General features: G+C 36.3%; 23 protein-coding genes. 3 read left to right on the forward strand and 20 right to left on the reverse strand.

All coding sequences use genetic code 11. The features are described 5' to 3' along the window. Positions 1-44: 44 nt before the first annotated feature. Both KYH19_RS14135 and KYH19_RS14140 read right to left on the reverse strand, forming a co-directional pair. Positions 45-1,349 (reverse strand): DEAD/DEAH box helicase, encoded by a 1,305-nt coding sequence (locus KYH19_RS14135; RefSeq protein ID WP_193424739.1) that lies wholly within the window; start codon positions 1,347-1,349, stop codon positions 45-47. 50 nt (positions 1,350-1,399) lie between these two features. Beyond that, positions 1,400-1,618: a hypothetical protein gene (locus tag KYH19_RS14140; protein ID WP_219075590.1), complete on the reverse strand. Its 219-nt coding sequence runs from the start codon at positions 1,616-1,618 to the stop codon at positions 1,400-1,402. Between the two features lie 213 nt (positions 1,619-1,831). Here KYH19_RS14140 and KYH19_RS14145 point away from each other — a divergent pair, with 213 nt between their 5' ends. Together KYH19_RS14145 and KYH19_RS14150 are read left to right on the forward strand one after the other, a co-directional pair. Next, positions 1,832-2,305 carry a ribonuclease H-like YkuK family protein gene (locus tag KYH19_RS14145; protein ID WP_121283513.1) on the forward strand — a complete coding sequence of 158 codons (474 nt, stop codon included), beginning with the start codon at positions 1,832-1,834 and terminating at the stop codon, positions 2,303-2,305. Positions 2,306-2,782: 477 nt separating this feature from the next. Next, positions 2,783-3,250, forward strand: a complete 468-nt coding sequence (locus KYH19_RS14150; protein WP_219075591.1) for an SRPBCC family protein — start codon at positions 2,783-2,785, stop codon at positions 3,248-3,250. A gap of 10 nt (positions 3,251-3,260) precedes the next feature. Here KYH19_RS14150 and KYH19_RS14155 read toward each other — a convergent pair whose 3' ends face one another. From KYH19_RS14155 to KYH19_RS14235, 18 genes are all read right to left on the reverse strand, one after another. After that, positions 3,261-3,839, reverse strand: a complete 579-nt coding sequence (locus KYH19_RS14155) for a DUF4468 domain-containing protein (protein WP_219075592.1) — start codon at positions 3,837-3,839, stop codon at positions 3,261-3,263. Positions 3,840-3,934: 95 nt separating this feature from the next. Further along, positions 3,935-4,954, reverse strand: a complete 1,020-nt coding sequence (locus tag KYH19_RS14160; RefSeq protein WP_132402403.1) for a porin — start codon at positions 4,952-4,954, stop codon at positions 3,935-3,937. Positions 4,955-4,990: 36 nt separating this feature from the next. Continuing rightward, positions 4,991-6,397: an ammonium transporter gene (locus KYH19_RS14165; RefSeq protein ID WP_132402406.1), complete on the reverse strand. Its 1,407-nt coding sequence runs from the start codon at positions 6,395-6,397 to the stop codon at positions 4,991-4,993. A gap of 347 nt (positions 6,398-6,744) precedes the next feature. Continuing rightward, positions 6,745-7,692, reverse strand: coding sequence for a TIGR01212 family radical SAM protein (locus KYH19_RS14170; RefSeq protein ID WP_219075593.1), 948 nt, complete (start codon positions 7,690-7,692; stop codon positions 6,745-6,747). Between the two features lie 75 nt (positions 7,693-7,767). Then, complete coding sequence (locus KYH19_RS14175; RefSeq protein WP_219075594.1) at positions 7,768-8,457, reverse strand: hypothetical protein; 690 nt, start codon at positions 8,455-8,457, stop codon at positions 7,768-7,770. Positions 8,458-8,720: 263 nt separating this feature from the next. Further along, positions 8,721-8,846 (reverse strand): hypothetical protein, encoded by a 126-nt coding sequence (locus KYH19_RS24220; protein WP_255562426.1) that lies wholly within the window; start codon positions 8,844-8,846, stop codon positions 8,721-8,723. A gap of 856 nt (positions 8,847-9,702) precedes the next feature. Further along, positions 9,703-10,347, reverse strand: a complete 645-nt coding sequence (locus KYH19_RS14180) for a hypothetical protein (protein WP_219075595.1) — start codon at positions 10,345-10,347, stop codon at positions 9,703-9,705. Further along, entirely contained in the window at positions 10,310-10,957 is a 648-nt protein-coding gene (locus KYH19_RS14185; RefSeq protein ID WP_219075596.1) for a hypothetical protein, read from the reverse strand. The genes KYH19_RS14180 and KYH19_RS14185 overlap by 38 nt, the downstream gene beginning before the upstream one ends. Before the next feature lie 268 nt (positions 10,958-11,225). Continuing rightward, the gene (locus KYH19_RS14190; RefSeq protein ID WP_219075597.1) at positions 11,226-12,095 is read right to left on the reverse strand and encodes a hypothetical protein; all 870 of its coding nucleotides are present in this window, start codon (positions 12,093-12,095) and stop codon (positions 11,226-11,228) included. An 18-nt stretch (positions 12,096-12,113) separates the two neighbouring features. Continuing rightward, on the reverse strand, positions 12,114-12,794 hold the full coding sequence (locus tag KYH19_RS14195; RefSeq protein WP_219075598.1) for a hypothetical protein: 681 nt from the start codon (positions 12,792-12,794) through the stop codon (positions 12,114-12,116). Between the two features lie 5 nt (positions 12,795-12,799). Then, entirely contained in the window at positions 12,800-14,086 is a 1,287-nt protein-coding gene (locus tag KYH19_RS14200; RefSeq protein ID WP_219075599.1) for a PAAR-like protein, read from the reverse strand. A 3-nt stretch (positions 14,087-14,089) separates the two neighbouring features. Next, positions 14,090-14,998, reverse strand: a complete 909-nt coding sequence (locus KYH19_RS14205) for a hypothetical protein (protein ID WP_219075600.1) — start codon at positions 14,996-14,998, stop codon at positions 14,090-14,092. Between the two features lie 6 nt (positions 14,999-15,004). Further along, positions 15,005-16,807, reverse strand: coding sequence for a type VI secretion system Vgr family protein (locus KYH19_RS14210; protein ID WP_219075601.1), 1,803 nt, complete (start codon positions 16,805-16,807; stop codon positions 15,005-15,007). Positions 16,808-16,828: 21 nt separating this feature from the next. Beyond that, positions 16,829-17,413: a T6SS effector amidase Tae4 family protein gene (locus KYH19_RS14215; protein WP_193424768.1), complete on the reverse strand. Its 585-nt coding sequence runs from the start codon at positions 17,411-17,413 to the stop codon at positions 16,829-16,831. A gap of 1 nt (position 17,414) precedes the next feature. After that, positions 17,415-17,957, reverse strand: coding sequence for a hypothetical protein (locus tag KYH19_RS14220; RefSeq protein ID WP_132402433.1), 543 nt, complete (start codon positions 17,955-17,957; stop codon positions 17,415-17,417). 128 nt (positions 17,958-18,085) lie between these two features. Next, positions 18,086-18,481, reverse strand: a complete 396-nt coding sequence (gene tssD, locus KYH19_RS14225) for a type VI secretion system tube protein TssD (RefSeq protein ID WP_132402436.1) — start codon at positions 18,479-18,481, stop codon at positions 18,086-18,088. Positions 18,482-18,677: 196 nt separating this feature from the next. Continuing rightward, the gene (gene tssD, locus KYH19_RS14230) at positions 18,678-19,073 is read right to left on the reverse strand and encodes a type VI secretion system tube protein TssD (protein WP_025141870.1); all 396 of its coding nucleotides are present in this window, start codon (positions 19,071-19,073) and stop codon (positions 18,678-18,680) included. 993 nt (positions 19,074-20,066) lie between these two features. Next, complete coding sequence (locus KYH19_RS14235) at positions 20,067-21,509, reverse strand: APC family permease (protein WP_219075602.1); 1,443 nt, start codon at positions 21,507-21,509, stop codon at positions 20,067-20,069. 336 nt (positions 21,510-21,845) lie between these two features. Between KYH19_RS14235 and KYH19_RS14240 the strand changes: the two genes are divergently transcribed. Continuing rightward, positions 21,846-24,092: a sodium-translocating pyrophosphatase gene (locus KYH19_RS14240; RefSeq protein ID WP_219075603.1), complete on the forward strand. Its 2,247-nt coding sequence runs from the start codon at positions 21,846-21,848 to the stop codon at positions 24,090-24,092. The last annotated feature ends 39 nt before the right edge of the window (positions 24,093-24,131 follow it).

Here is a 24,131-nt window from a genome sequence, read left to right on the forward strand (position 1 = left end):
ATTTTTGATCTAGCTATCCAGACTTACGGCTGCTGACTTATCTTCTAACTTGCTATCTCTAATTTAAGTTTCTTTCCTTTAATTTTTTCGCCGTTTAGTTTTTTTAACAATTGGGTTATTTTACTTCGTTTTACAGCTACATAACTGGTTGTATCTTTAACTTCTATTAGTCCTAAATCTTCTTTTACCAGATCTCCTTTTTGTAAAAACAGGCCCACAATGTCAATTTTATTAATTTTATCTTTCTTACCATGAGCCAGGTATAAGGTAACCCAATCGCTCTCTTGTGGTAAAACATACCGGTCTTCTAAAACTTCCTCCTCAATATCATCAGGCAGGTATTTGTAGTTTTCTTCACTCGTTAAAATGGCGTAGGCTGTTCCTTTTGCATGCATGCGCGCCGTGCGACCATTGCGGTGAATATAGGCATCTTCGGTATAGGGCAATTGATAGTGTACAATATGTTCCACTTCCGGGATATCGAGGCCACGTGCTGCCAGATCTGTTGTAATTAAAATCCGATGGCTACCATTTCTAAATTTAAGTAGTGCCTTTTCTCGATCAAATTGCTCCATTCCGCCATGAAAAACATCATGCCCTAAACCATTTTCGAACAGTAAGTCACTTATCCGGTCTACCGTTTCCCTGTGGTTACAGAATACCAATGTATTTTTGCTGCCTATTTTACTCAGTAATCTGAATAGGTAATCTAACTTATCGGCTGCAGGTACTGTTATTTTTTTGAGCTTTAGATCTGGTTTTGCTTCTATATTTTTTGAATAATCAACTTCAACAGGTGCATTTAACTTTACAAAAGCCGGAATTTCTTCCATTTTAGTCGCAGAAGTAAGTATACGCTGTTTTAAAGAAAGCAGCGAGCCAATGATATAAGACATATCATTTTCAAAGCCAAACTCCAGTGCTTTATCAAATTCATCTAAAACTAAGGTCTCTATAAAAGATTCGTCAAAGTTCTGATGCTCCAAATGGTAAGCGATCCTGCCAGGTGTTCCAATCAGGACAGCTGGTGGGTGTGCGAGGTTATTTTTTTCGATCCTTACCGCATGCCCTCCGTAACAGCAATTTACCTTAAACGAAGTGCCCATTTGTTTAAAAACCTGCTCAATTTGAAGTGCAAGTTCTCTTGAAGGAACAAGAACCAAAGCCTGTACGCCTTTAACTCCCGTTTTTAAATTGGAAAGCAAGGGCAATAAAAAGGCCAACGTTTTCCCCGAACCCGTTGGCGCTATTAATATTACATCTTTACCAGTCTTAGCTGCTTTTACAGAAGACTCCTGCATCTCATTAAGTGCAGAAATGTTTAATTTTTTTAAGGCATTTTCCATCATTCCGCCATAAAGGTAATCATTTCTCTTCAGGGCGAAAAAGGTAGCCTTAGTTAGGATTTTAAAAATCTGCTCCGCAGCTTCCTAAGGGTAGAGAAGTTGAGTCTTTTATCAAGCAACATTAACATGCTACCGCGTTTAGACATAGAAGATATTACCTTTTCATTAACGGCATCAACCGAAGATAAGATTTTGTCTGCCAGTTCATCTACAAATTTATTCGCTCTGCTATTTTGTAATAACTGGAGCTCTTGAATTAATTCTGCTCTCATAATTAAGAATTTTAATGAATGTATAAATATTAACGGACCGAATAATAATTTGTTTCAACAAATTAGAAGTTCATCCAAACTATTATGACTAACTTGTTGATAACTAACTTTTTGTTAGCAAATAAACAATCCTGGCTTAACATATATTTAATTTTTAGCGCTTATTTTTATAAAAACCTGATTACCATTCGTTAACCTCAAAAAATACAATGTATGACGTGGAAAAAATTTAGTGGTGAAATTATTCAATCTTCAATCCTGGAAGAAGTAGAAAATGCGATTATCAGAGAAAGTGAAAATGGCTTTAAACTTAAAGTCTGCATCGGTACCGATTCGCAGGTAAAAGGTGCAGTAACTGATTTTGCAACTGTGATTGTGCTCTTAAGAGAACATCATGGCGGTTTTATGTACATCCATCAGGAAAAGAGTACGCAGCAGGTAAGCATCAAAGAAAGAATGTTAATGGAAGTACAGAAATCTATCGAAACCGCTTATTCTATTTGCGATTTACTTGACATTTATGATGTGGCTTTAGAAGTACATGCAGATATCAATACCAGTCCGTTATTTAAATCCAACAAAGCGCTAAATGATGCCATGGGGTATATTTTAAGCATGGGCTTTATTTTTAAAGCTAAACCGGAAGCATTTGCAAGCTCCACCTGCGCAGATAAGATGGTGCATTAGGATGGAAGATGTGGGATGGAAGAGGGATGATGGTTTAGTCTGGGAGTCCGGGGTCGGAGGTCCGAGGCCTAAGCCATCCTTTCGAATAATCGTCATTTCGAGCGATTGCAATGCAGTCGAGAAATCTTTGAATTAGGTTGATAATCGATGCGCCTGACAGATCGTTTTTAGGGCAGTTCTTTTTTATTTCACACAGAGAAATCCCGTCATTGCGAGGTACGAAGCAATCCTAATGCTTTCGCTAATTTTAATGTTTATTAATATACCCATAGTAATAAGATTGCTTCGCACCTTATAATGAGGAATAAAACTTACTCTTTATCTTTGTGGCCTTCGTGGTAAAAAAGATGAAAATGTAAAATAGATCTAGCACATCCAACTCTGAGATCTCTGCGCCTTCACTCTGCGAACTTTGCGGTTAAACCTAAAATATCCCCAACAAAACCGCATCTTTGTTGTTATCCTTTAAACAAATACTTGAAAACATATAGATTAGAATTTACGCAGAAACTTCCAATAGATTTAGATACTGCATGGGACTTTTTCTCTTCCCCCTTAAACCTGGCAGAGATTACTCCAAAAGACATGACTTTTGATGTTACCTCGCCAAATATGGCCAACACTAAAATGTATCCGGGTTTAATTATTACCTACAAGGTTTCTCCTTTATTTGGAATTAAATTGAGCTGGGTCACCGAAATTACACATGTAAAGGATAAAGAATATTTTATAGACGAACAGCGTTTCGGCCCATTTGCTTTCTGGCACCATCAACACCATTTCGAAAAAATAGAGGGAGGTGTTTTAATGCACGATACGTTACACTATAGCATAGGTTGGGGACCGATTGGCAGCATCGCAAATGCGGTAATTGTGAATAATAAAATTAATGAGATTTTTAAGTTCCGTTATCAGAAAGTTGAAGAACTCTTTGGTAAGTTTTAACTTAAAGCTTTTACCATTTCTTGGTAGAAATGGTTTCAGTTTTCTTCTTGGCCTTTTCGACCCTATTGGTCGCTAAATACTTTTTAAAGTCATCGCCAAATTTTTCTATTTTGTTATAGGCGCTATTTAAAATATCTTTCCATGCACCAGCGCTAAGTTTACCTGGTGTACGCTCTAAAGGCACTCCAATTTTAGTTGCGGCAACAAAATTTCCATAACGGTCGCGCTGGTATGCGATATATAGCAGATCAGTTATCCAGAACCGGTATTTTCCATTACGTGCCTCAAAAACAAAATTAAAACTTACTTCTCCGCTTGGATGGCCCGCCACTAAAATTGTTTTATCGATCACCATAGTTCCTTTCGCCAGCACAGAAGAATCGGTAACAGTTTCTTGTGTCATCGATTTTTTATACGCCACATTAACAAAAGATTTAGCCCTTTGCAGTAAAGTATCTTTGTTTACCAATTGCGAATCTACCACCTTATAATAGATAAATTTACCGTTATCATCTTTAGAAAACTGTTTCTGTTGTGCGGATAATTGAATGGAAAGAAAAGCAAGAGTAATAAAAAGAAGGTGTTTCATCTGAAATCGGTTAATAGAAAAATCTAAATATTTAAAGGTAAGAAAAAGCCGTTCCGATTTTACATCAGAACGGCCTTATATTCACATTTTATTTCTTAAAAGGCGTAAACCGCTGCCAAAGAGAACTGACCAGCATTTGGAACTACTGCACCACCTTCTTTAAAGAATGGCTTATCTCCGCTATGATCTAATCTAACCTCAGGAATAAAGGTTAAACCGCCAGATTTAATATTTGCAGTAAAAGTTACTGAAGTATATTTTGTACCCTGAATACCACCTGCATCTTTGTACTTGAAATATTCACCTCTTAAACCTAGCGTTACCGCATCTGCAACAGCGAACTGAGGATAAAGAGCCGCACCTGCATAACCACCACCATCATTATCGATATCATAATTAGCCGCATTTAAGCCTAATTTGAACTTTTCAGTAATCTGATATGAAGTCGTTAAATCTTCAATCGTGCCATAGCCACCAGCACCTGCGCCAGACAATACGTTAATATAAGCTGTCCAGCCTTCTACTGGCGCAACCATTAACTGACCGCCAACTGCAGATACACCACGTGTTGCAGAATAAAGATTCCAATCGTTAAATACACCAGCCATCAAACTCACTTTATCAGAGAATTTATAAGTGGCTTTAATACCCGCATTCTGGAATGGGCCATTGGTAAACAGGTACGATGTAGAGTAGTTGAAGTTACCAACCGGCGAAATTACCTCATATCCGATAAAAGTACCCATATAACCAGCAGTCATGCTAAACTGATCTGTAAAATCATAGTTTACATACAAGTTCTGAATGTGAAATGATGAACCACCTGCATCCGCATCAGGAATTGATTGCGTTTGTCCTCTCGGGCCAAAAGAAAGCTCTCCAACAAATGAAGCTTTACCTGTTTTTTTCTTCAGGGCAATATCAATCATACCTAATGATACCGAGTTGTGATCACTGGCAAATGATGTTTTAATATTATCACCACGTTTGGCAAAGTCATATTTAAAATACGTATCTACCGATCCTGAAATTTCAAGTGGTGATGTTGTGGTCTCTTGCGCCAGGGCACACGTAGTGCTGGCCATTGCAAAAATAGCGGTTAAAAGTTTCTTCATGTTTGAGCTTGATTTGAGTTTAGATATATAAAATCCTTAAGAAATTGGTTCTGTTAATGGACTGTTTTTTTCGATATAGATCGCTCTCTCCTCTACTAATAAAGTACCTTGAGAGTATTTCTCATCATGTTGAGAAGCATCCAGACCTAGTTCTTCTTCTTCTTCAGAAACCCTGATTGGATTGATCAGATTTACCAGTTTGAAAATTACAAATGATACAACAAAACTGAATATGATTACAATCACCGCACCTTTTAATTGTGTGATAAAGAAAGTCGGATTGCCATAAAATAAGCCATCAGCACCCGCAGCATTTACCGTTTTTGTAGCAAAAACACCAGTTAACAACATCCCAACGATACCACCTACACCGTGGCAAGGAAAAACATCCAATGTATCATCTAAACTGGTTTTTTGTTTCCATGAAACCACAAGATTGGAGATCACTGCGGCAATAGCACCAATAAATATACTTGATGAGATGCTTACAAAACCTGCACCTGGTGTAATGGCTACTAAACCAACTACCGCACCGATACAAAAACCCAATACTGAAGGTTTTTTACCTCTTGCTACATCGAAGAACATCCACGATAAACCAGCAGCACCAGCAGCGGTATTTGTAGTTAAAAATGCAGAAACAGCTAAACTACCTGCGCTTAATGCAGAACCGGCGTTAAAACCGAACCAACCGAACCATAATAAACCTGTACCAATTAATACATAAGGGATATTAGCTGGCGGAACTTCTTTATGCTCTAAGTGAGATTTTCTACGTTTTAAAACCAATGCACCAGCTAAAGCGGCCATACCTGCAGAAATGTGCACTACAGTACCACCAGCAAAATCAAGCACGCCCATTTTAAACAAGAAACCTTGTGGATGCCATGTCCAGTGTGCTAACGGTGAGTAAACAAATATGGCGAATAAAACAATAAACAAAATATAAGAAGTAAAACGGATACGCTCAGCAACCGCCCCAACAACCAAACCTGGTGTAATGATGGCAAACATTAATTGAAATACAGCGAACAAAGAAAGCGGAATAGTTAAGTCTGCTCCTCCCTGAAGATGTGGTGCACCGGAATTTACACCTTTAAAGAATAGGAATGTGGAAGGGTTTCCAATAAAACCGCCAATGGTATCACCAAAAGCTAAACTAAAACCTACAACTGTCCATAAAACCGTGATTACTCCTGCCGCTACCACACTTTTAATCATGGTAGACAATACATTTTTACGGTGAACCATTCCACCATAAAAGAATGCAAGGCCTGGAGTCATTAAAAACACTAGTGCAGCTGCTATTAGTATAAATGCAATGTCTGGTCCACTATACTTACCTTCATCAAAATTAGGAAGAAGTGGAATAAATAGAGCGAAAATTGCGACAATCATCAATATCGCAAAAGGCGCGAACTGTTTAAAGGAGAATTTACCCATAGTTTTTTAACTTAATTTGTTTGAAACGTTTAAATAATTTAAATATGCTTGATTTATTTTTATAAAAATACAACATATTGCATTTTTTACACCATTTAATCTAAATATTTTAATAAAAACGATTAATTTTTGCAAAACAAGCCAAAATCAAACCGTAAAAATAAAAATAACAAAAAATACAGGTTATTTTAATACAAGTTTTTGATAAAAACAAAATCACATATTAACTACTATTTACACTATTTTAGCTAAAATTTTAAAAAAACAGATCAAAAAAAATGATAAAAACACAAAAACCCATGAAAATTCATGGGTTTTTAAAAAAAATAATAGAATAATTTAAATTTCTAAGAAAAATAAGCAGAACCCTGCACAACTCCTCTTTTTTCAATCTCTTTATCCATATAGGTCTGAATTGCCGATTTATTAAGTCCCCAGTTAGGCGCAATCAACAAATCCCAATCTGAAATACCAAAAAGCCGCTGAATCACAATATCCGGACGCAATAAAGGAATTAACTCACAAAGTAAATCAGTATATTCTTCGAGGGAAAACAATTTAAAAGGATCTTTTTTATATTTAGCGCCCATTATCGAGCCCTCCACCACATGGAGGTGGTGAAATTTCACAAACTTAATTTGCGGGAAACGGTTAATTTCGTGGATATAACCATGCATCTGCTCTCTGGTTTCCCATGGAAAGCCAAAAATGGTATGCACACAGAGATCGAGCTTACTATCTTTTAAAAGTTCTACTGCAGCAACAAATTCACCATGACTGCAACCTCTGTTAATCTGATCAAGGGTTTCATCATAAATGGATTCCATCCCCATCTCTAAATCTACATCAAAACGATCGGTATAACTTTCCAGTAGCGCAACCTTTTCCGCATCAATACAATCAGGACGTGTACCTACCGCAAAACCAACAATATCTTCTGTATTAACCGATAGCGCTTCGTCGTACATCATTTTTAAATAATGTACCGGCGCATAAGTATTGGTATTGGGCTGAAAGTACACAATATACTTATCAGCCTTATAAGATGTTTTTGCCCTCAACATGCCCTCTTCGAGCTGATCTTTAATATTTGGATTTTTACGCGATGGTTCGGGTGTAAAAGAATCTACATTACAATACGTACATCCACCAAAACCTTTGCTCCCATCCCGGTTTGGACAGGTAAATCCACCATCTACAATTACTTTAAATACACGTTGCCCCTTATACTTTTCGCGCAAATGCGTTCCGTAATTTTTATATCCCTTTATACCTGAATCTACGAGTGTTCCCATTTGCTGCAAAAATACGGAATTAGTTTTATAATGATGATTTAGAGAAAGAAGATGTGAAAGGGATGAATAACGAATTTATTTTACACCAAGCTTTTTCCGCCTTCTGTCCTTAATTTCAAACCATAAGACCAAACCATAGGAAACTGACAATATGATAAAATAAATATACAATGGAATTAACCAGCCAAAATTGTTAAAATAGCTGACACACAAAAGCGAATTATATTTTGAATTAATTTTTTCACCATTTACAGTAATGCCATAAACTCTCACACAATCTTTATGGTCTGGAAATTCCCTGCCTTTGATAGATGATGATGGGGTGTTTATAAATAAACGCTTAAAGTCATTCTTTACAATGGTGGTTTCTATTCTATTGCCTTTTGTAAATATCCCTCTGTATATCATTCCCTCTCCCAGAAATGAACCTTTATTACTAATTAGAAAAGTACATTTATAACCACTCAACCTAAAATAATAATATTCAGTATTACCACTGAATCTTATATTTCCGCTCCCCGTAACACCTACCTGTAAAGAGCTTATTGTACCGGTAATTTTTTTATTCAAAAAATCTCTTGAAATAGGGATATAGGTAAGTAAATAAACACCAATAATTGCAAAAAGAACAAAAAACCATCTTACTACACCACCAATTAAACTTCTGGGAATAAAAACAAAAGCAATCGCCTGATGAAGTGGAGGCTTGATTAAATTTTCGATTTTATCTACGAAATCATCAATTTTATATAAGATTTTTTTCAAATTATAATATGTTAGTTAGTTTTAAATACATACTTAGTTTCTTTCTGATTTTTACAAAAAGTTAGGGTATTCCATTTCATCATATGTTCTTAATTCTGTTCGGAATATTTATGTTATTAGAGTTTCATATGTTTTATAAATGCGTGTAACTTCTTTAAGTACAACAAAATATCTTCATTTGAATATTCTGGCCCGCTCATAAGTGTTTTAAAATCAAATTCAGAGCCCTATGCGATGACATATTCTAATTCCGGGAGGATTTTTTATCTCTTTTCAAGAGAAAAGCTATCTCTGAATCGTTCAACATCCTCTTCATTAAAAATTGATGCATCTATATCCTCAATATAATGCAATGAATAAAGCAATAAGGGTATTGTTTCTGTTTTCATATTTTTACCAACCTATTTTTTACATATAGTCATATCAACACCTTGTTCTGAAAGCTGTTTACTATGATTCCTTTTCTCCTTTTACTATAGAAGCCTACCTCCAAAGCTGTTTAAAAAATTTATGTATTTAGGGAAACCATAGCCAAACAACAAAAACAAGTATTATCAAAAACAAAACCCTAAATACTCCTTTGCTGTGAACAGTGTAAAAAAAGCTGTAGAGGAGCGTGGATAAAATGGAAATATAGAATAGAAAATTTATTAAATTAAGACTATAAAAATTAAATAGCAAAACATCAACTATTGATTTAGAGGTATTGATATTAAAAACAGGATAATAATAATACCCCGTATGTTGTCCATCATTCCATAAAGGTGGAGCTGAATATAAACGATTATTGGAAGTATAAAAATTTATCTTTTGCCCATTATTTAATACCAGCACTTTCTTGTCAAAAAACCTTTTTTTATATCTCTGATAGTAAATATTACTATCATTACGAAGACTCAGAGTTAAATATGTTTTTGATCCGTCCTTTGATAAATCCATCTTTTGTATGGTACCACTGACATTATGCAGGTTACTGAACATGTAAACAGAACTAAAAATAATTCGAATTAACAATAAAGAAAAAACCAATAAACTTATTAATAATGGCTTGTTACTAAACCACATTTTTTTGATCGCATTCATATATCGTATTTAAATTTTTATCGCAAATACGCCTAATTTTTCTTTTGCCATTGCCTCTGGATTAATGGAATTCGCAAGTATAAGTATACAGGCAATGAGAACGACATGAAAACGCCAACTATCTATCCTAAAATTTGTTCGCTTATATTTATAGTATAGTAACTATTTACCACCTTCGAAACGTTGCTTAAATTCTTCTTTAGGCATAATGTAAGTTAAATAAGTAAGAACATTGTGCTTGTACTGTTCAGCTGTGGGCTCAAGATATTTGTACCCATTTATAGAGCCTGCATTATCTGAGGAATATCTTACAGGCTCATTGACCCCTTTAAAATTAAAAACAGGTATTGGCTTTTCTTTTGTACCATATGATGGATTATTCAGGTCATCCTTATTTACCCATGCATTTATCTGAGTTCCGTACATAACAGATGCTAATGGAGAATATAACTGATCATTAACATCATAAACACTTACTATAAAATACTTTTTAAGAAGGGAATCCCTAAATCTAACAGAAATAATATTACCACTTACACCTTTAAAACCAATAGCGCTAGCTCCTTGTCGATAGTGATCAAATCCTACATAATCTTTTGACAGATAATATGGATCGTCTTTAGGTATTGATAATTTGACTGTAGCTATTGCATCAAAAAAATTCTTATAATACTTTTCGCCATCATTTTTACGTACCGTGATTTTATTGTACAGAAATACAAATAAGGGGAATAAGACAAATACACCGACTATCCACCCTAAAGCTTGCTTACTCATTTGCTTTTTCAAAGCGCTTTTTAAACTCATCTTTTGGCATAATGTAGGTTAAATAAGTTAGAACATTGTGCTTGTACTGTTCAGTTGTGGGCTCAAGATATTTGTACCCATTTATAGAGCCTGCATTATTTGAGTAATATCTTATAGGTTCATCTACCCCTTTAAAATTAAAAACAGGAATTGGTTTTTCTTTTGTACCATATAATGTATTATTGAGATCATCCTGGTTGAGGTATGCAAAAAGTTTCTTTTTTCTTAAATTTGTTCTCATGTTAGCGTATTTTTGATAATCGACATCTAACAAGTAAATAATAAAGAATTTTTTAAAGCCGACATCATAAAAAGTAACAGTCTGTATATCTCCCATTAAGCCTTTGAAACCAATGGGACTTGCTCCTTTTCTATAACTATCATAATTAGCTTCTACATTAGGCAAATTATCATTCTCATTACTTGGTACACTAAGTACAAATGGTTTAATCTTTGAAAAATAATCATTAAAATACTTTTTCCCATCATTTTTACGCACCGTGATTTTATTATATAGAAATACAAATAAGGGGAATAATACGAAAACGCCAACTATCCACACTAAAGCTTGCTTACTCATTTGCTTTTTCAAAGCGCTTTTTAAACTCATCTTTTGGCATAATGTAGGTTAAGTACTGTTCAACATTATATTTGAATTGATTTTCAGTAATATCAACATTCCATCATCTGTTCACTAGCTGTTAAATATTTAACTTTATCTGGCGCACACCAACCATTCCCTGTTTCTTCATTTAAATATGTTCATCCATAGGTGTAGTTTTATGTTTAACCTTCTCATGCGCTCCGTTACCTTCTGTCTTGCTTTTAGCAGACTTCCAAATCAATTATCTAATACCACCATGATTTTCGATACAAAATTAAAATTCGCGGACACCTATTAGAGTAATATGAACATGCTCTAATACATCTAATTTAATATTTATGGTTTCTTGTTGTATTGCTTCTGCTTTAGTGATTCTATTATCTGAGTCTAATTTATAACTTGTATTCTGTTTATAATAGTAAGAAGTTAAATCCTCGTCAAATCCTAAACGATCATATTGTTTATTTATATCATCAATTAACTCAACCATAAAATAAGTGGTTACAAAAAAATCAGAATCGCTACTCCCTTCGATTGCTTCATAAAATACCTCCACAGGTATCGTTATATCTTTATTAAATGCCGATTTAATCTCCTCCTCTCTTAGAAAAATATCTTTTTCCAATTCATTATTATAAATAGGAGGAAATAATGCTCTATAAAAAGAAGAATCAATTATCTGTTGCTCTAAACTAAAGTTTTCGCCATACAACGAATCGCCATCTTTAATCATGTCATCTAAGTCTGGGTTATTTAACGCTTTATTGCTTAATATTTCTCTTAGAATTAACCACTTCTCTTGTATTTCTTCTTTGTTTTCAATAATCTTGATACTCCCATTATTATCTAACCTCAAGTATAGATGGCTTGCAACCTTATGGAAATCATATATATATAACTGTATGATTACAGGCAATGAATAAAAATCATCATCGGCAATTTTTATAACACCATAAATAACTTCATAACTTGTCTCATTTGGTGTTAATAAGTATTCCGCTCTTAACCGGACAGTAAAACTAGACTGAATTGGATGTTCAGAAATCAGTTTGTCAGCAATATTATCAACGAACTTTAAATCATGAACAGCTTTATATTCATATATTTTTTTTGATAAATAATTTTTATAGTAGTTTGTAGGCATTATATTATTTACTTTTATTTATATTTTTTCCGCTTTTTTATCAAAATATCTGGATCTTATTATTATTAACCCTCCTACGCTGAGTCCAATAAAATATATCCACAAAGGAATTAACCAACCAAAATTATTAAAATAACTGACACACAAAAGCGAATTATATTTTGAATTAATTTTTTCACCATTTACAGTAATGCCATAAACTCTCACACAATCTTTATGGTCTGGGAATTCCCTGCCTTTTATAGATGATGATGGGGCATTTATAAATAGACGTTTAATATCATTCTCTACAATGGTTGTTTCTATTCTGTTGCCTTTTGTAAATATCCCGCTGTATATCATTCCCTCTCCCAAAAATGAACCTTTATTACTAATTAGAAAAGTACATTTATAACCATCCAACCTAAAATAATAATATTCAGCATTACCACTAAATCTTATATTTCCGCTCCCGGTAACACCTACCTGTAAAGAGCTTATTGTACCGGTAATTTTTTTATTCAAAAAATCTCTTGAAATAGGGATATAGGTAAGTAAATAAACACCAATAATTGCAAAAAGTAAAATAAACCATCTTATTGCAAAGTCGAATCCACTTTTAGGAACAAAAATGAAAATAAGCAGCCTATGCATTGGTGGTTTTACTTTATGTTCTATTTTATCTATAAAATCATCAAATTTAAGTAATAGCTTATTCATATATTTTATTTATTAACAGCAACTGCATTAATACCTAAAGCTTTAACATTTTCATCATTAAAACCTTTTTCCCAACCATCTATCCATTGATTGGCATTATGTGCATTTACATTACTTAAAATTCCTAAAGCTGTCATACCAGCCCAATTCAGACCAAAATTACCAATAGTAGATGCAACTTTACCAACCTTTTTAGGAAAAGTTGACTTATTAAGTTCTCCATTTCTAGCTACCGAAGCGGCATTCGCTCTTTCAGCCTCTAAAGCTGCTCTTTTATTTTCGGCACTAATGCGTACTTCTTCTTTTCTGAGTGCTGCATCTCTGACTGCTGATTGTCTTGCCTGGCGAGTTATATCGCCTTTAACATCACGACCTCTTATTCCTTCTTCTCTGGCCTGTGCTTCATATAGTTTCCGATAGTCCTTTACTGCCTGAGTTTTATCTTGATTGATTTGTGTGTTTTTTACCCTCACATCTTCATCAATTGCCTGACCTCTTTCTCCAAAAACTGGATTATTCCTAGCTACTGAAGCGGCCTGGTCAGCACTTTGTTGTTGCTCGGCATTAATAGTTGAATTTACCCTGTACAAGTCATTATAAGATTTGGCAGCGCCTGCATCATCATCCAATGGATATCCGGTTATATCTTTTGTTTTACTTGCAAGGTCGTCAGGACTTTTTTCGCCAGTTAATGATTCTGAAATTGGTTGTACAACATATTCATTTGTCGCATAATTTACCAAAACAGTTATCGCCGTAAAACTTAGCCCCATCTTCAAACTATAAGTTGCAAATACTTTCTGTAGTCCTACAGCTCCCGATCTCAATAAAAATGCATCAAGAGAAGTTTGTAGCAATACTACTCCGGAATGGGCCAATGCAGCAGAGTAACTATACGTTGGGGTTATTTTCCCTCCCATTATTGGGCAAGAAATAAATGATGTATTTGTTATTGCATTTTTTCCATCGATTAATACTTTGGGATGAAAATTTTGCCATTTACTAAACCATGTAAATACCGTACAAATACCATATCCAATAATTATTCCTAATAAAACAACACCTAAAAATCCTCCAGTAAATGTCGCCACTGCAGCAATGGTTGCAGCTAATAATGCCGCGATCAATATTCCATATTTACATGAAAATGGAAAAAATCTAGAATCAGTATTTAAAAATAAAGAGCCTTTATTTTTAACAGTTTTATTACTTACCGAAACTAAAGTTGAAGGAACTACTCCATTAGAACAATAAGCATAAACTTTTTCATTCAAATAATACTCCTTTGCCATTTTCTAATTAATTTTTGTAATAGTACAACTTTGATTTATTTCTACATTATCATTAACCTTCTCAAAAACACGACTCTGTGCTTCACAAAGAATCTGACTAGATTCGTCTATTAAATATTCGGAAGAATAATCATTAATATAAGTCGTTAAATTTTTTTGACCAGAACCCCAACTTAAAATAACATCTCTTATTTTCCCCTTATTAAGTCTTGAATTATCAACACTTCTTGTTAAAATATACTTTATTAAGCTTGGGTCTTTTTCATAAGGACTCCAAAAACTACTTTGGATTAGCGGTATTTGAAGAGCTTTGTCTTTTTCAATTAGAACATTTGAATATTGTTCAATTCTTGTTATAGAATCTTCATTTGAGGAAGTTTGTTTTGTTGTATTTTGAAAAAAAAATGTCGAGTACAACTGATCTTTATTTAGAGATTCTTCTATCGGGAAGTTGGAAGAGAACTCTTTATCTCCCTCTTCGAAAAATTGAGTTCTATAACTATCTGCAATGGGTAAAATCTCTGGGTCATTTAATATTTTACGCTTTAAATCGAGCCACTTAGCTTTTAATTCATCGCGATTTAATACATCTATTATTTTACCTTTATTATCTACCTTCAGGATTAGATGGTCTTTTATACCAGCTAGCTTCTCTAAAATTTTAACATTTTCTCCTAAATAATCCATCCCTTTAAATAGTCTCTTATAAGTAAATTCCCATTCAAAAATATAGGTCAATTCTTCTTTTGCTATGACCTTAACTTCGAATAAAAATTCATTCTCACATTCATTAATGCTCATTGCATTTACTTTCATATTATTAAAAGTTTCTGCCTTAAAAGGATAGCTCTTATTTGCATCCACTAAATATTCAATTTCATTTCCAGTTGAACCTAATAGCCATTTAAACATAATTTTTTAATTTATTTTAACTTCACCACCCTCACTAATTACTGCACCGCCACCACCATTTGTATCTATTTTAGTCTTCCCCTTAACACTAACTGTATCAGCCTCAATTTTCACTGTTGCTGTTTCAGTTTCAGATAATGTACCAATATTAACCGCTGTGCCTGGCATTTCACATGCATTGGCATTGATGGCATCAGTACCCTGAATATTAATCACCTTACCAACAATATCAATAGTCCCATTACTATTCAGCGTAATGCTACTTCCATCCTTGCCGCCTGTACTTAATGTTATTTTGTTGTCAGCCTGCTCAGTAATAAATCCTGGACCATTTTCAATCCTCACGAAATTGTTCTTGTTAGTTCCTAGCTCAAGATGATGCCCTAAATCATCAAAGGTAAGTGCACTTCCCTTTCTTGAAGTCATGCCCTTAATGTTGCTATTCTTGAATCCACTGCTATCGCCACTTTTGCCATGGTATACGCTGCCCATTACTACAGGCCTGGCCACGTTGCCCTCTTCAAAAGCAACGACCACCTGATCGCCCTTTTCAGGGATGACATGGAAACCGCGGTTTTTACCTGTATCGCCGCTACCTGCATTCGGACTTACCACCCTTAACCACTCGGTCGCATCGTTGGTTTGGCATTCCCATTTAAACTTTACTTTAATTCTACCTTGCCCTTGTGGGTCGTCGTTATCCAGCACATCGGCCAATTGCATATCCGGATTTGGTTTTTCGTAGTTCCTTACCCTTAACCGCTCGGTAGTAGCCACTACACCTTCAAAGGTATTGTGGTATTTGCCGGTTCCATCTATATCATGTTTGATTTTGGTGATCAGGAATTTACCCAGACTTTCTGTAGAGAAGCTAAGTTCTTTACGCAGGCTCATCATAATTTCGGCAAGGGTACCAATGCCAAGTTCGGCATTGTCACCACTGGCATTAACTTTAAGCAATTCGCTGATGTGGGCCTTTTCTTCGTTTTCTACATGGCTTTTAATGTCGCTACTATTGTCAACCCTGATTAATGAAGGCTGGTTAAAGGTTTTGCTGTACATCGAATTGGAGGCGTTAATGGCATGCGCCAAATCTGGATTTCCGTCTGCTTTCCCTGTACTCTCGCTCTGCAGCATTTCATCCTGTTTAGGGTTATAAGCAAAACGTTTATATTTTATCGGCGAAACTTCCATGGCGTATTGCAAGTTTTGCACATCGCGGCCATAAAATAAGGCCACTTCTTTTTGCTCATCGGGTTTACCAAAGTTGAGTTGTTTACCATCGTAAAAAAACCATTCGTGGTACTCGCCAGATAAACGGTTGAGAAAATCGAAATCGCTTTCGCGGTACTGGATCAGATAATCGATGGGCGATTTTCTTGAGGCATTGGCTACTATAGTCAGGTCATTTGCCGGGGTATCTTTGGTAGCCAGTTTTACTATGGTATCTAAATCTTTATCCAAATAGGATCCTAAATCGGGTCCACGGTCTATCAATACAGTCGGACTATAGCCACTTACAATTAAAACACCGTGATAGCCGTGGCTTTGTGCCAATTCAACCCGGGTAACCAGGCCGGCAAAGTGCTGCATTTTTTCTGGCGTGTAGCCAAAAGAAGCGGTTAAGGTTTTACCTACAAAATCTCGACTGTCGTCTAAACTGACCAATCCGGGTGCACCCATTTGATCGTGATTAAACCGCAGCTCGAAATAATGGTGATCATTAAAAGCTTGCTGTAGGGAAAAGGAGGCAAAATGAAGAATGGCTTTGTCTTCTATATTGATTTCGGAGATTAATTTATTTTCCATAGTAGTTATTTTAATATTGCATTAACATTCCCAAAGGTATATTTCTGAGGTCCGGGGGTCCAGAAAATAATCCTGATACAAACATTTATAACCATCCCATAAGGTAAAGTGGCCTGTTGCATCACTAAATTTGGTTTTAAAACATATAATGCCGGTTTTGTTGCTAATCTTATCTGTAAAATCGCGTATCTCTGACTGCGCAAAAAATTTGCCTGATTTTAAAATAAGTGAGTGGTTACTTTTATTGTATTTATGGTTCAGATAATCGAAAAATTCGGACACACGGAAGCAATAGCGTTTTTGATCGGCGCCTGCAATAGTTTCGAATTTCTTGGTAAACGCATACCGTTTAGGAATTACATGTACCTTTACTTTTTCCTGGGCCTGAAATGCTTGTTTTGTGGTATATTTCCAGCTTGGGGTATTTAGGGTAAAAATATTATTATCAACACCCAAATAATTAAATGCCCTGCTCATTCTAACCACACAGGTATTGGTAATGTAGGCTGCATTAACAGCACCACCAATAGTTGCTTTAACCAGGTCGCTACTTGTTGTAGGGTAATTGGTTCTTAAATCGTTAAAAGCTGGCAAAGAAAGTGGCATATTATTTTCTGGTCAAAAGTGAATCAAGGTATTTGTTGCCAATGAATGATGCATTTTCCAATGCGTAGAGAAACACATCTTTATCTCCTGATGAAACAGGTGATTTAGATTTGTCAAGAAAAACTATCAAGGTATCGTTTGGGTGTTTAACGTATTTCATATCGTTCATGGCCATATATTTTAGGCTATCTCCGGCTTTTAGCCTGCCTTTAAAAGATTTCAATATTTTAGCGCTAAAAATCTTTTCCGAATTGTAAACAGAATCGACGGTGGTTACATTTACCAAAACGATGTGCAAGGCTTGCTGTTTAAGATTCTGTATTAATGATTTTGGTGGATCCTGATATTTTTCTTCTGCCAACGGCAGATTTTTATCTACTATTGACGATGAATCTTTAGTAGCAACGGTAGATGAAAGATTTTTGCTTTTATTTTGCTTACATGCCGCAAAAGCAATACATAAAAATGTTAATAGTATGATACAGGCATATTTTCTGCTATATGCCGATTCAACTTTACCTGTTCCAGAAAGTCTGTTTTGCATGAAGAGGTTATTTAAAAATTTCTAATGGTTAAGAAGGTGTTTTGGTTTTATTTCCCTTCTTCTTGTGAGCGTAGTATAAAATCAGGCTGGGCATTAGCTTGTTAGCTATTGCCCAACCTATACAAATACTATGCTTTTGGCCAATCGTTTTCGTGTTCTGCATTGCCCAGTTTTAATTTACGGGCAGATACTACGAAACTTAAAGTCATCGGGGTATTGTCGTTTACCGCAATACCTTCGTTATACTGGATGATGTAACCATCTTCGAAAGACAATTCTTTCATTTTTGAATCCTCTTCGCCTTTTTTAAAAACCAGTGTTCCGGAAAGTGGCTTGTATTGGTTGTTAACCATTGATTCGATTACTGAAGTATCTTCAGTTGATTCGATTTCGATGTGGATGGTACCACCATAAACACCTGATGATGGACGGCCTTTTGCGTCAACATCTCTATTTAATGAAAAGTTGCACTGTAGTACATCAAATTCTTTTGATCCTAAGTTTAAACGGGTTTTGAATGCCATTGTTGTAAAGTTTTAATGTTTTTGAAAAATGAATGAATTGCGGTTGCGGTTCAGGGGGCTTGGCGCATGGCGGTTGGCGTTTAAATGCCTTAAACCCTAAACCTTACACCTTCTACCTAACTAAGCATTGGGCTTGGCGTGTGAAAGTTGGCGTTTTAAACCCTACACCTTCAACCTTTCTACCCTCAACCTTAGACTAAGCTTTTGGCCAATCGTTAACGTGCTCGGCGCTTCCTAATTTAAGCTTGCGGGCAGAAATCTGGAACTTAAGTGTCATCGGGTGATCGCCAACAATGTTGATTCCTTCGGAATATTTAACAATGTAACCGTCTTCGAAGTTAACTTCTTTCATTTTGGCATCTTCCTCGGATTTTTTGATCAGAAGGGTTCCTGTAATAGGTTTGTACTGGTTGTTTACCATCGCCTCAATTATTGAGGTGTCTTCGGTTGATTCGATCTCAATGTCGATGGTACCGCCGTAAACTCCGGAAGAAGGTCTTCCTTTAGCATCTACATCACGGTTTAACGCATAGGCACAGTGAAGCACATCGTACTCCTTGCCTGAAAAGTTTAATCTAGCTTTGAAAGCCATAAGTTTAAAATTTAAAAGGTTAAAAATTTGGTTAAGGTTGCTGCAGCTACCGCTTTTCCTAAACCAAATATCAGGCCAACAAATGCACTATACCGTTGATTAACAACCAATAACTCTTAAATAAAAGGACGAAAATCGCACTAAAATCAGCTTAAAACCATGCTGGAACTAACATTTTAGGTTTTTAATAAATGTGGAAAAATTATCTGCCATGAAGTTACAGGCATACAATTAGGTAAGAAATAAGTATAAAAATACATACAAAATTTAGGCGGCAGGTGTTAACTAAATCCCATAGCCGCGAACATGCTTCGATTTTTTCTAAGCCTTTGAAAATTTAGTTCATTCATCTTTTTAGAAAAGCAAAGCCTCTGGCTCTTTTTTATGTCAGTCCCGCCACATGCTCATACGCCTGCAGGCTTTAGGCGCATGGCCGGTATCCGCTGTGTCGGGTTTGAAATTGAGTTTAATGCACAGCTTTAAGTTAGCTAAACCCGGTAGCAGCGAACACGAAGCCGATTTTTTCTATCGGGTGAGTAAAGCGGATAACGGGACTTTTGGAACCAATTGAAACAGAACCCTGATTTTCAAAGTGTAAAAATGAATCTGGATCTTGAGCGGTAAGATATCAATTTTGAAACCTATAAGCCGGTTGACAGCCATTATCCTTTAATGTAAAGAGGCTGTATCATAAATTTTATTCAATCGAATTGTTATGTTGAGCCCAGCCTGTACTGAGCGACGAAGTATCGAAACGCCTTGTAAAACATTTAAAACAGGTCCTTCGACAAGCTACCATTGACAGACTCCAATAGAAAAATCGTCATTCCCGCGCAGGCGGGAATCTTAAAGCGTATTGCATTACGATTCCCAATCAAGTTGGGAATGACGATTCCACGCAATATATTAATTCATTAAAATCCACTGTCATTCATATTGATTTTTATACAATAAATTACCCCTCAGGATGACAATTCTATATTGATGAGACAACTACTCTTCTTGCTCTTTTTTATTAATCAAAAAGTATACAGGCACCCCCAGCAAAACAATTATTAGCCCTGGCCAGGTATATTGTTGTTTATAAATTAAAAGCAAAATGCAAAATGCTGCACCGATTAATAAATAAATAATTGGCGTAACCGGATATAACCAGGTTTTGTAAGGTCTTTCTAAACCAGGTTGTTTTATTCTTAAATAAATCACACCGAAAACAGTAATCATATAAAAGAGCACAATAACAAAGGAGATCATATCTAAAAGATTACCATATTGCCCACTCAAACATAAGGCAGATGCCCAAATGCCTTGCATCCAAAGTGATCTTTCAGGAACGCCGTTTTTATTGTTTTTAAGCGCTGCTTTAAAAAACATTCCGTCCTTTGCCATGGTTTGAAACACCCTTGCCCCTGCCAATACAATTCCATTAACACAACCGAAAGTAGAAATCATTACCAGCAAAGCAATGATGATTGTGCCAGCCCCACTACCAAAAATTTGCTCTGAGGCTGCAACAGCAACCCGATCATTTAAGGCAAAAGCAATACTTTCCCGGTTTAGGGTATTGAGATAAATAAAATTAACCAATAAATAAAGGATCATTACCGCTGAGGTACCTAAAACCATAGAACGCACAACATTCCTTTTAGGGTTTTCGATTTCACCTGAAACAAAAGTTACGTTTTCCCAGGCAACGCTCGAAAATACAGAGCCTACCATTGCAGCTGCAATTCCGCCCATTATAGTCATTCCGGAGATAGATTCCCATCCCGATTTCAGGAAATTGCTGCTAGGATCTGTTTTAAGATTATTGAAAGCGCTCCAGCCAAAGCTCATGTTTCCTGTCCAAAAACTGTTTTTCACCAAAAGAAAGCCCAAAATAATCAAGCCAATTAAAGCGACAATTTTAGAGCCTGTAAAAATATTCTGCAAAATTTTGCCTCCCTCAACACCTTTTGTATTGATATAAGTTAAAAGCAGAATTACTCCGATAGCCAAAATCTGAATCCAGGTAATTTTATAACCACCGCTTTGGAAAATTGGAGCAGCATCGTTTAATGCAGGGATGAGGTAAGCCGTAAATTTACCAAAAGCAACAGCAACAGCCGCTATAGTTCCGGTTTGAATTACAGTAAACAAGCCCCAGCCATAAAGAAACCCCATCATTTTACCAAAAATTTCTTTCAGATAGGTGTATTGCCCACCCGCCTTTGGAAACATGGAAGAAAGTTCTCCATAAGAAATTGCAGCTGCAACGGTCATTACGCCCGTGATGATCCACACTACAATTAGCCAATAACCAGAGCCTAAATTCCTCATGATATCGGCACTAACAATAAAGATACCGCTTCCTATCATTGAACCCATTACCAACATGGTGGCATCAAAAAGGCTTAATTTTCTTTTAGAAGGCTCACCTTCTTTTTCAATTTTCATTTTTTAGTCTGGTTTAGTTTGTCGCTAATTTATTTAAAAAAAAGAAATTGTAGGATATTATTTTATGATGACAAAATTTTATTCACAGGTGCTGTAAAATTTTAACCACAAAAATATTTTGTTATCTTGCTAGAGTGTTGCTAGCGAAGAGTTTGGAGCAGAGCGTTTAGCGCGAGGCGTTTGAAGACAATTAACCGATTTAAACAATTAACCAGTTAACCCGGTTACAAAATGACCAGGTATCAATAACCAATCAGCAATGACCATTGAACTAATGACTAATGAACCATTGAACTAAATAAACAACTAACCAAACATAAAAACCAATTATTAACTATGGAATTTTTACAAAACAATTTAATTTACTGTATCCCGGCGCTGGGCCTTGTTGGGATTATAGTTATGATGATTAAAAGCGCCTGGGTAAACAAGCAGGATGCAGGTGATCAAAACATGCAGGAACTTGCTGGCTACATAGCTGATGGCGCTATGGCCTTTTTAAAAGCCGAATGGAGGGTATTGAGCATTTTCGCTGTTTTTACCGCTGCACTCCTGGCCTATTCAGGAACCATTACTGAAATAAATGGTATTCCGATGCATTCGAGCTGGATTATCTCCATTTCTTTCCTAATTGGAGCAGTATTTTCTGCAACTGCAGGTTATATCGGTATGAAATCGGCCACTAAAGCCAATGTACGAACCACGCAGGCCGCCAGAACGAGTTTAAAACAAGCCTTAAAAGTATCTTTTACCGGAGGTACGGTAATGGGTTTGGGTGTTGCCGGACTGGCCGTTTTAGGTTTAGGTGGCTTGTTTATTATATTCCTTAAGCATTTCAACGTTGTTTCGGTTAACAGTACTGAAATGAAAACTGCAATAGAAGTTTTAACCGGTTTCTCTTTGGGTGCCGAATCTATAGCCTTATTTGCCCGTGTTGGCGGTGGTATCTATACCAAAGCTGCTGATGTTGGTGCAGATTTAGTGGGAAAAGTGGAGGCGGGGATTCCTGAAGATGATGTGCGCAACCCTGCTACCATTGCCGATAACGTCGGTGATAACGTGGGTGATGTTGCGGGTATGGGTGCCGATTTATTCGGCTCGTACGTAGCCACTATTCTGGCTACGATGGTTTTAGGGCAGGAGATTGATGTAAAAGATAATTTTGGAGGAATGTCTCCTATCCTTCTACCTATGGTAATCTGTGGAATGGGCATTATATTTTCGATTATCGGAACCTGGTTCGTCACCATTAAAGATGATAAATCAAATGTTCAGAATGCGTTGAACCTGGGTAACTGGTCGTCCATTGTGATTACAGCCGTAGCTTCGTTCTTTATTGTGAAATGGATGCTGCCTGAAACGCTTAAACTTCGTGGATATGAATTCTCGAGCATCAATGTATTTTATGCCATTATGGTGGGTTTGGTAGTGGGTACGATTATGAGTATCGTAACCGAATATTTCACCGCAATGGGCAAAGGACCTGTAAATTCGATTATTCAACAATCGTCAACCGGGCATGCTACCAATATTATTGCAGGTTTAGCAGTTGGGATGAAATCTACCGTAATCCCTATTCTCGTATTGGCAGGTGGAATTATGGCTTCCTATCATTTCGCCGGTTTGTATGGTGTTGCTATTGCCGCAGCCGGAATGATGGCAACCACAGCCATGCAGCTGGCAATAGATGCTTTCGGACCGATTGCGGATAATGCCGGAGGCATTGCCGAAATGAGCCAGTTACCTCCAGAAGTGCGTGAACGTACCGATAATTTAGACGCCGTGGGTAACACTACCGCCGCAACAGGTAAAGGTTTTGCCATTGCATCAGCTGCTTTAACCTCTCTGGCTTTATTTGCTGCCTTTGTTGGCATTGCAGGCATTTCTGCAATTGATATCTATAAAGCACCTGTTCTGGCTGGTTTATTTGTTGGCGGAATGATCCCTTTTATTTTCTCTGCTTTATGTATTCAGGCGGTTGGTAAAGCCGCGATGGATATGGTGCAGGAAGTGCGTCGCCAGTTTAGGGAAATCCCCGGTATTATGGAATATAAAGCTAAACCTGAATATGAAAAGTGCGTGGCCATTTCTACCAAAGCCTCTATCCGTGAAATGATGATGCCTGGCGCGATTGCTTTAATCACCCCCGTAATTGTGGGCTTTACCTTTGGACCAGAAGTTTTAGGCGGTTTATTGGCCGGTGTTACCGTAACTGGTGTATTGATGGGAATTTTCCAGAGCAATGCCGGTGGTGCATGGGATAATGCTAAAAAATCTTTCGAACAAGGTGTAATGATTAATGGCGAGATGCACTATAAAAAATCAGAACCACATAAAGCTTCTGTAACCGGAGATACTGTTGGTGATCCTTTTAAAGATACTTCAGGCCCTTCAATGAACATTTTGATCAAATTAATGTCTATCGTTTCACTAGTTATTGCTCCTTACATCGCAGTTAAGGCAATTGCAGGCGAACACCGTACAGAAGTTCGTAAAGAAATCAGAATTGAGCAAAAAACCGATGGTTTGGGCAACACAAAAACCGATACTTTAATCAATACAACCGATACTTTAGCGCATTAGTTGTAAAAACCTGGATAGAAAAAGCATAAAAGGGATTTT

Origin of the sequence: Pedobacter sp. D749 (genome assembly GCF_019317285.1) — a bacterium.
GTDB lineage: Bacteria > Bacteroidota > Bacteroidia > Sphingobacteriales > Sphingobacteriaceae > Pedobacter.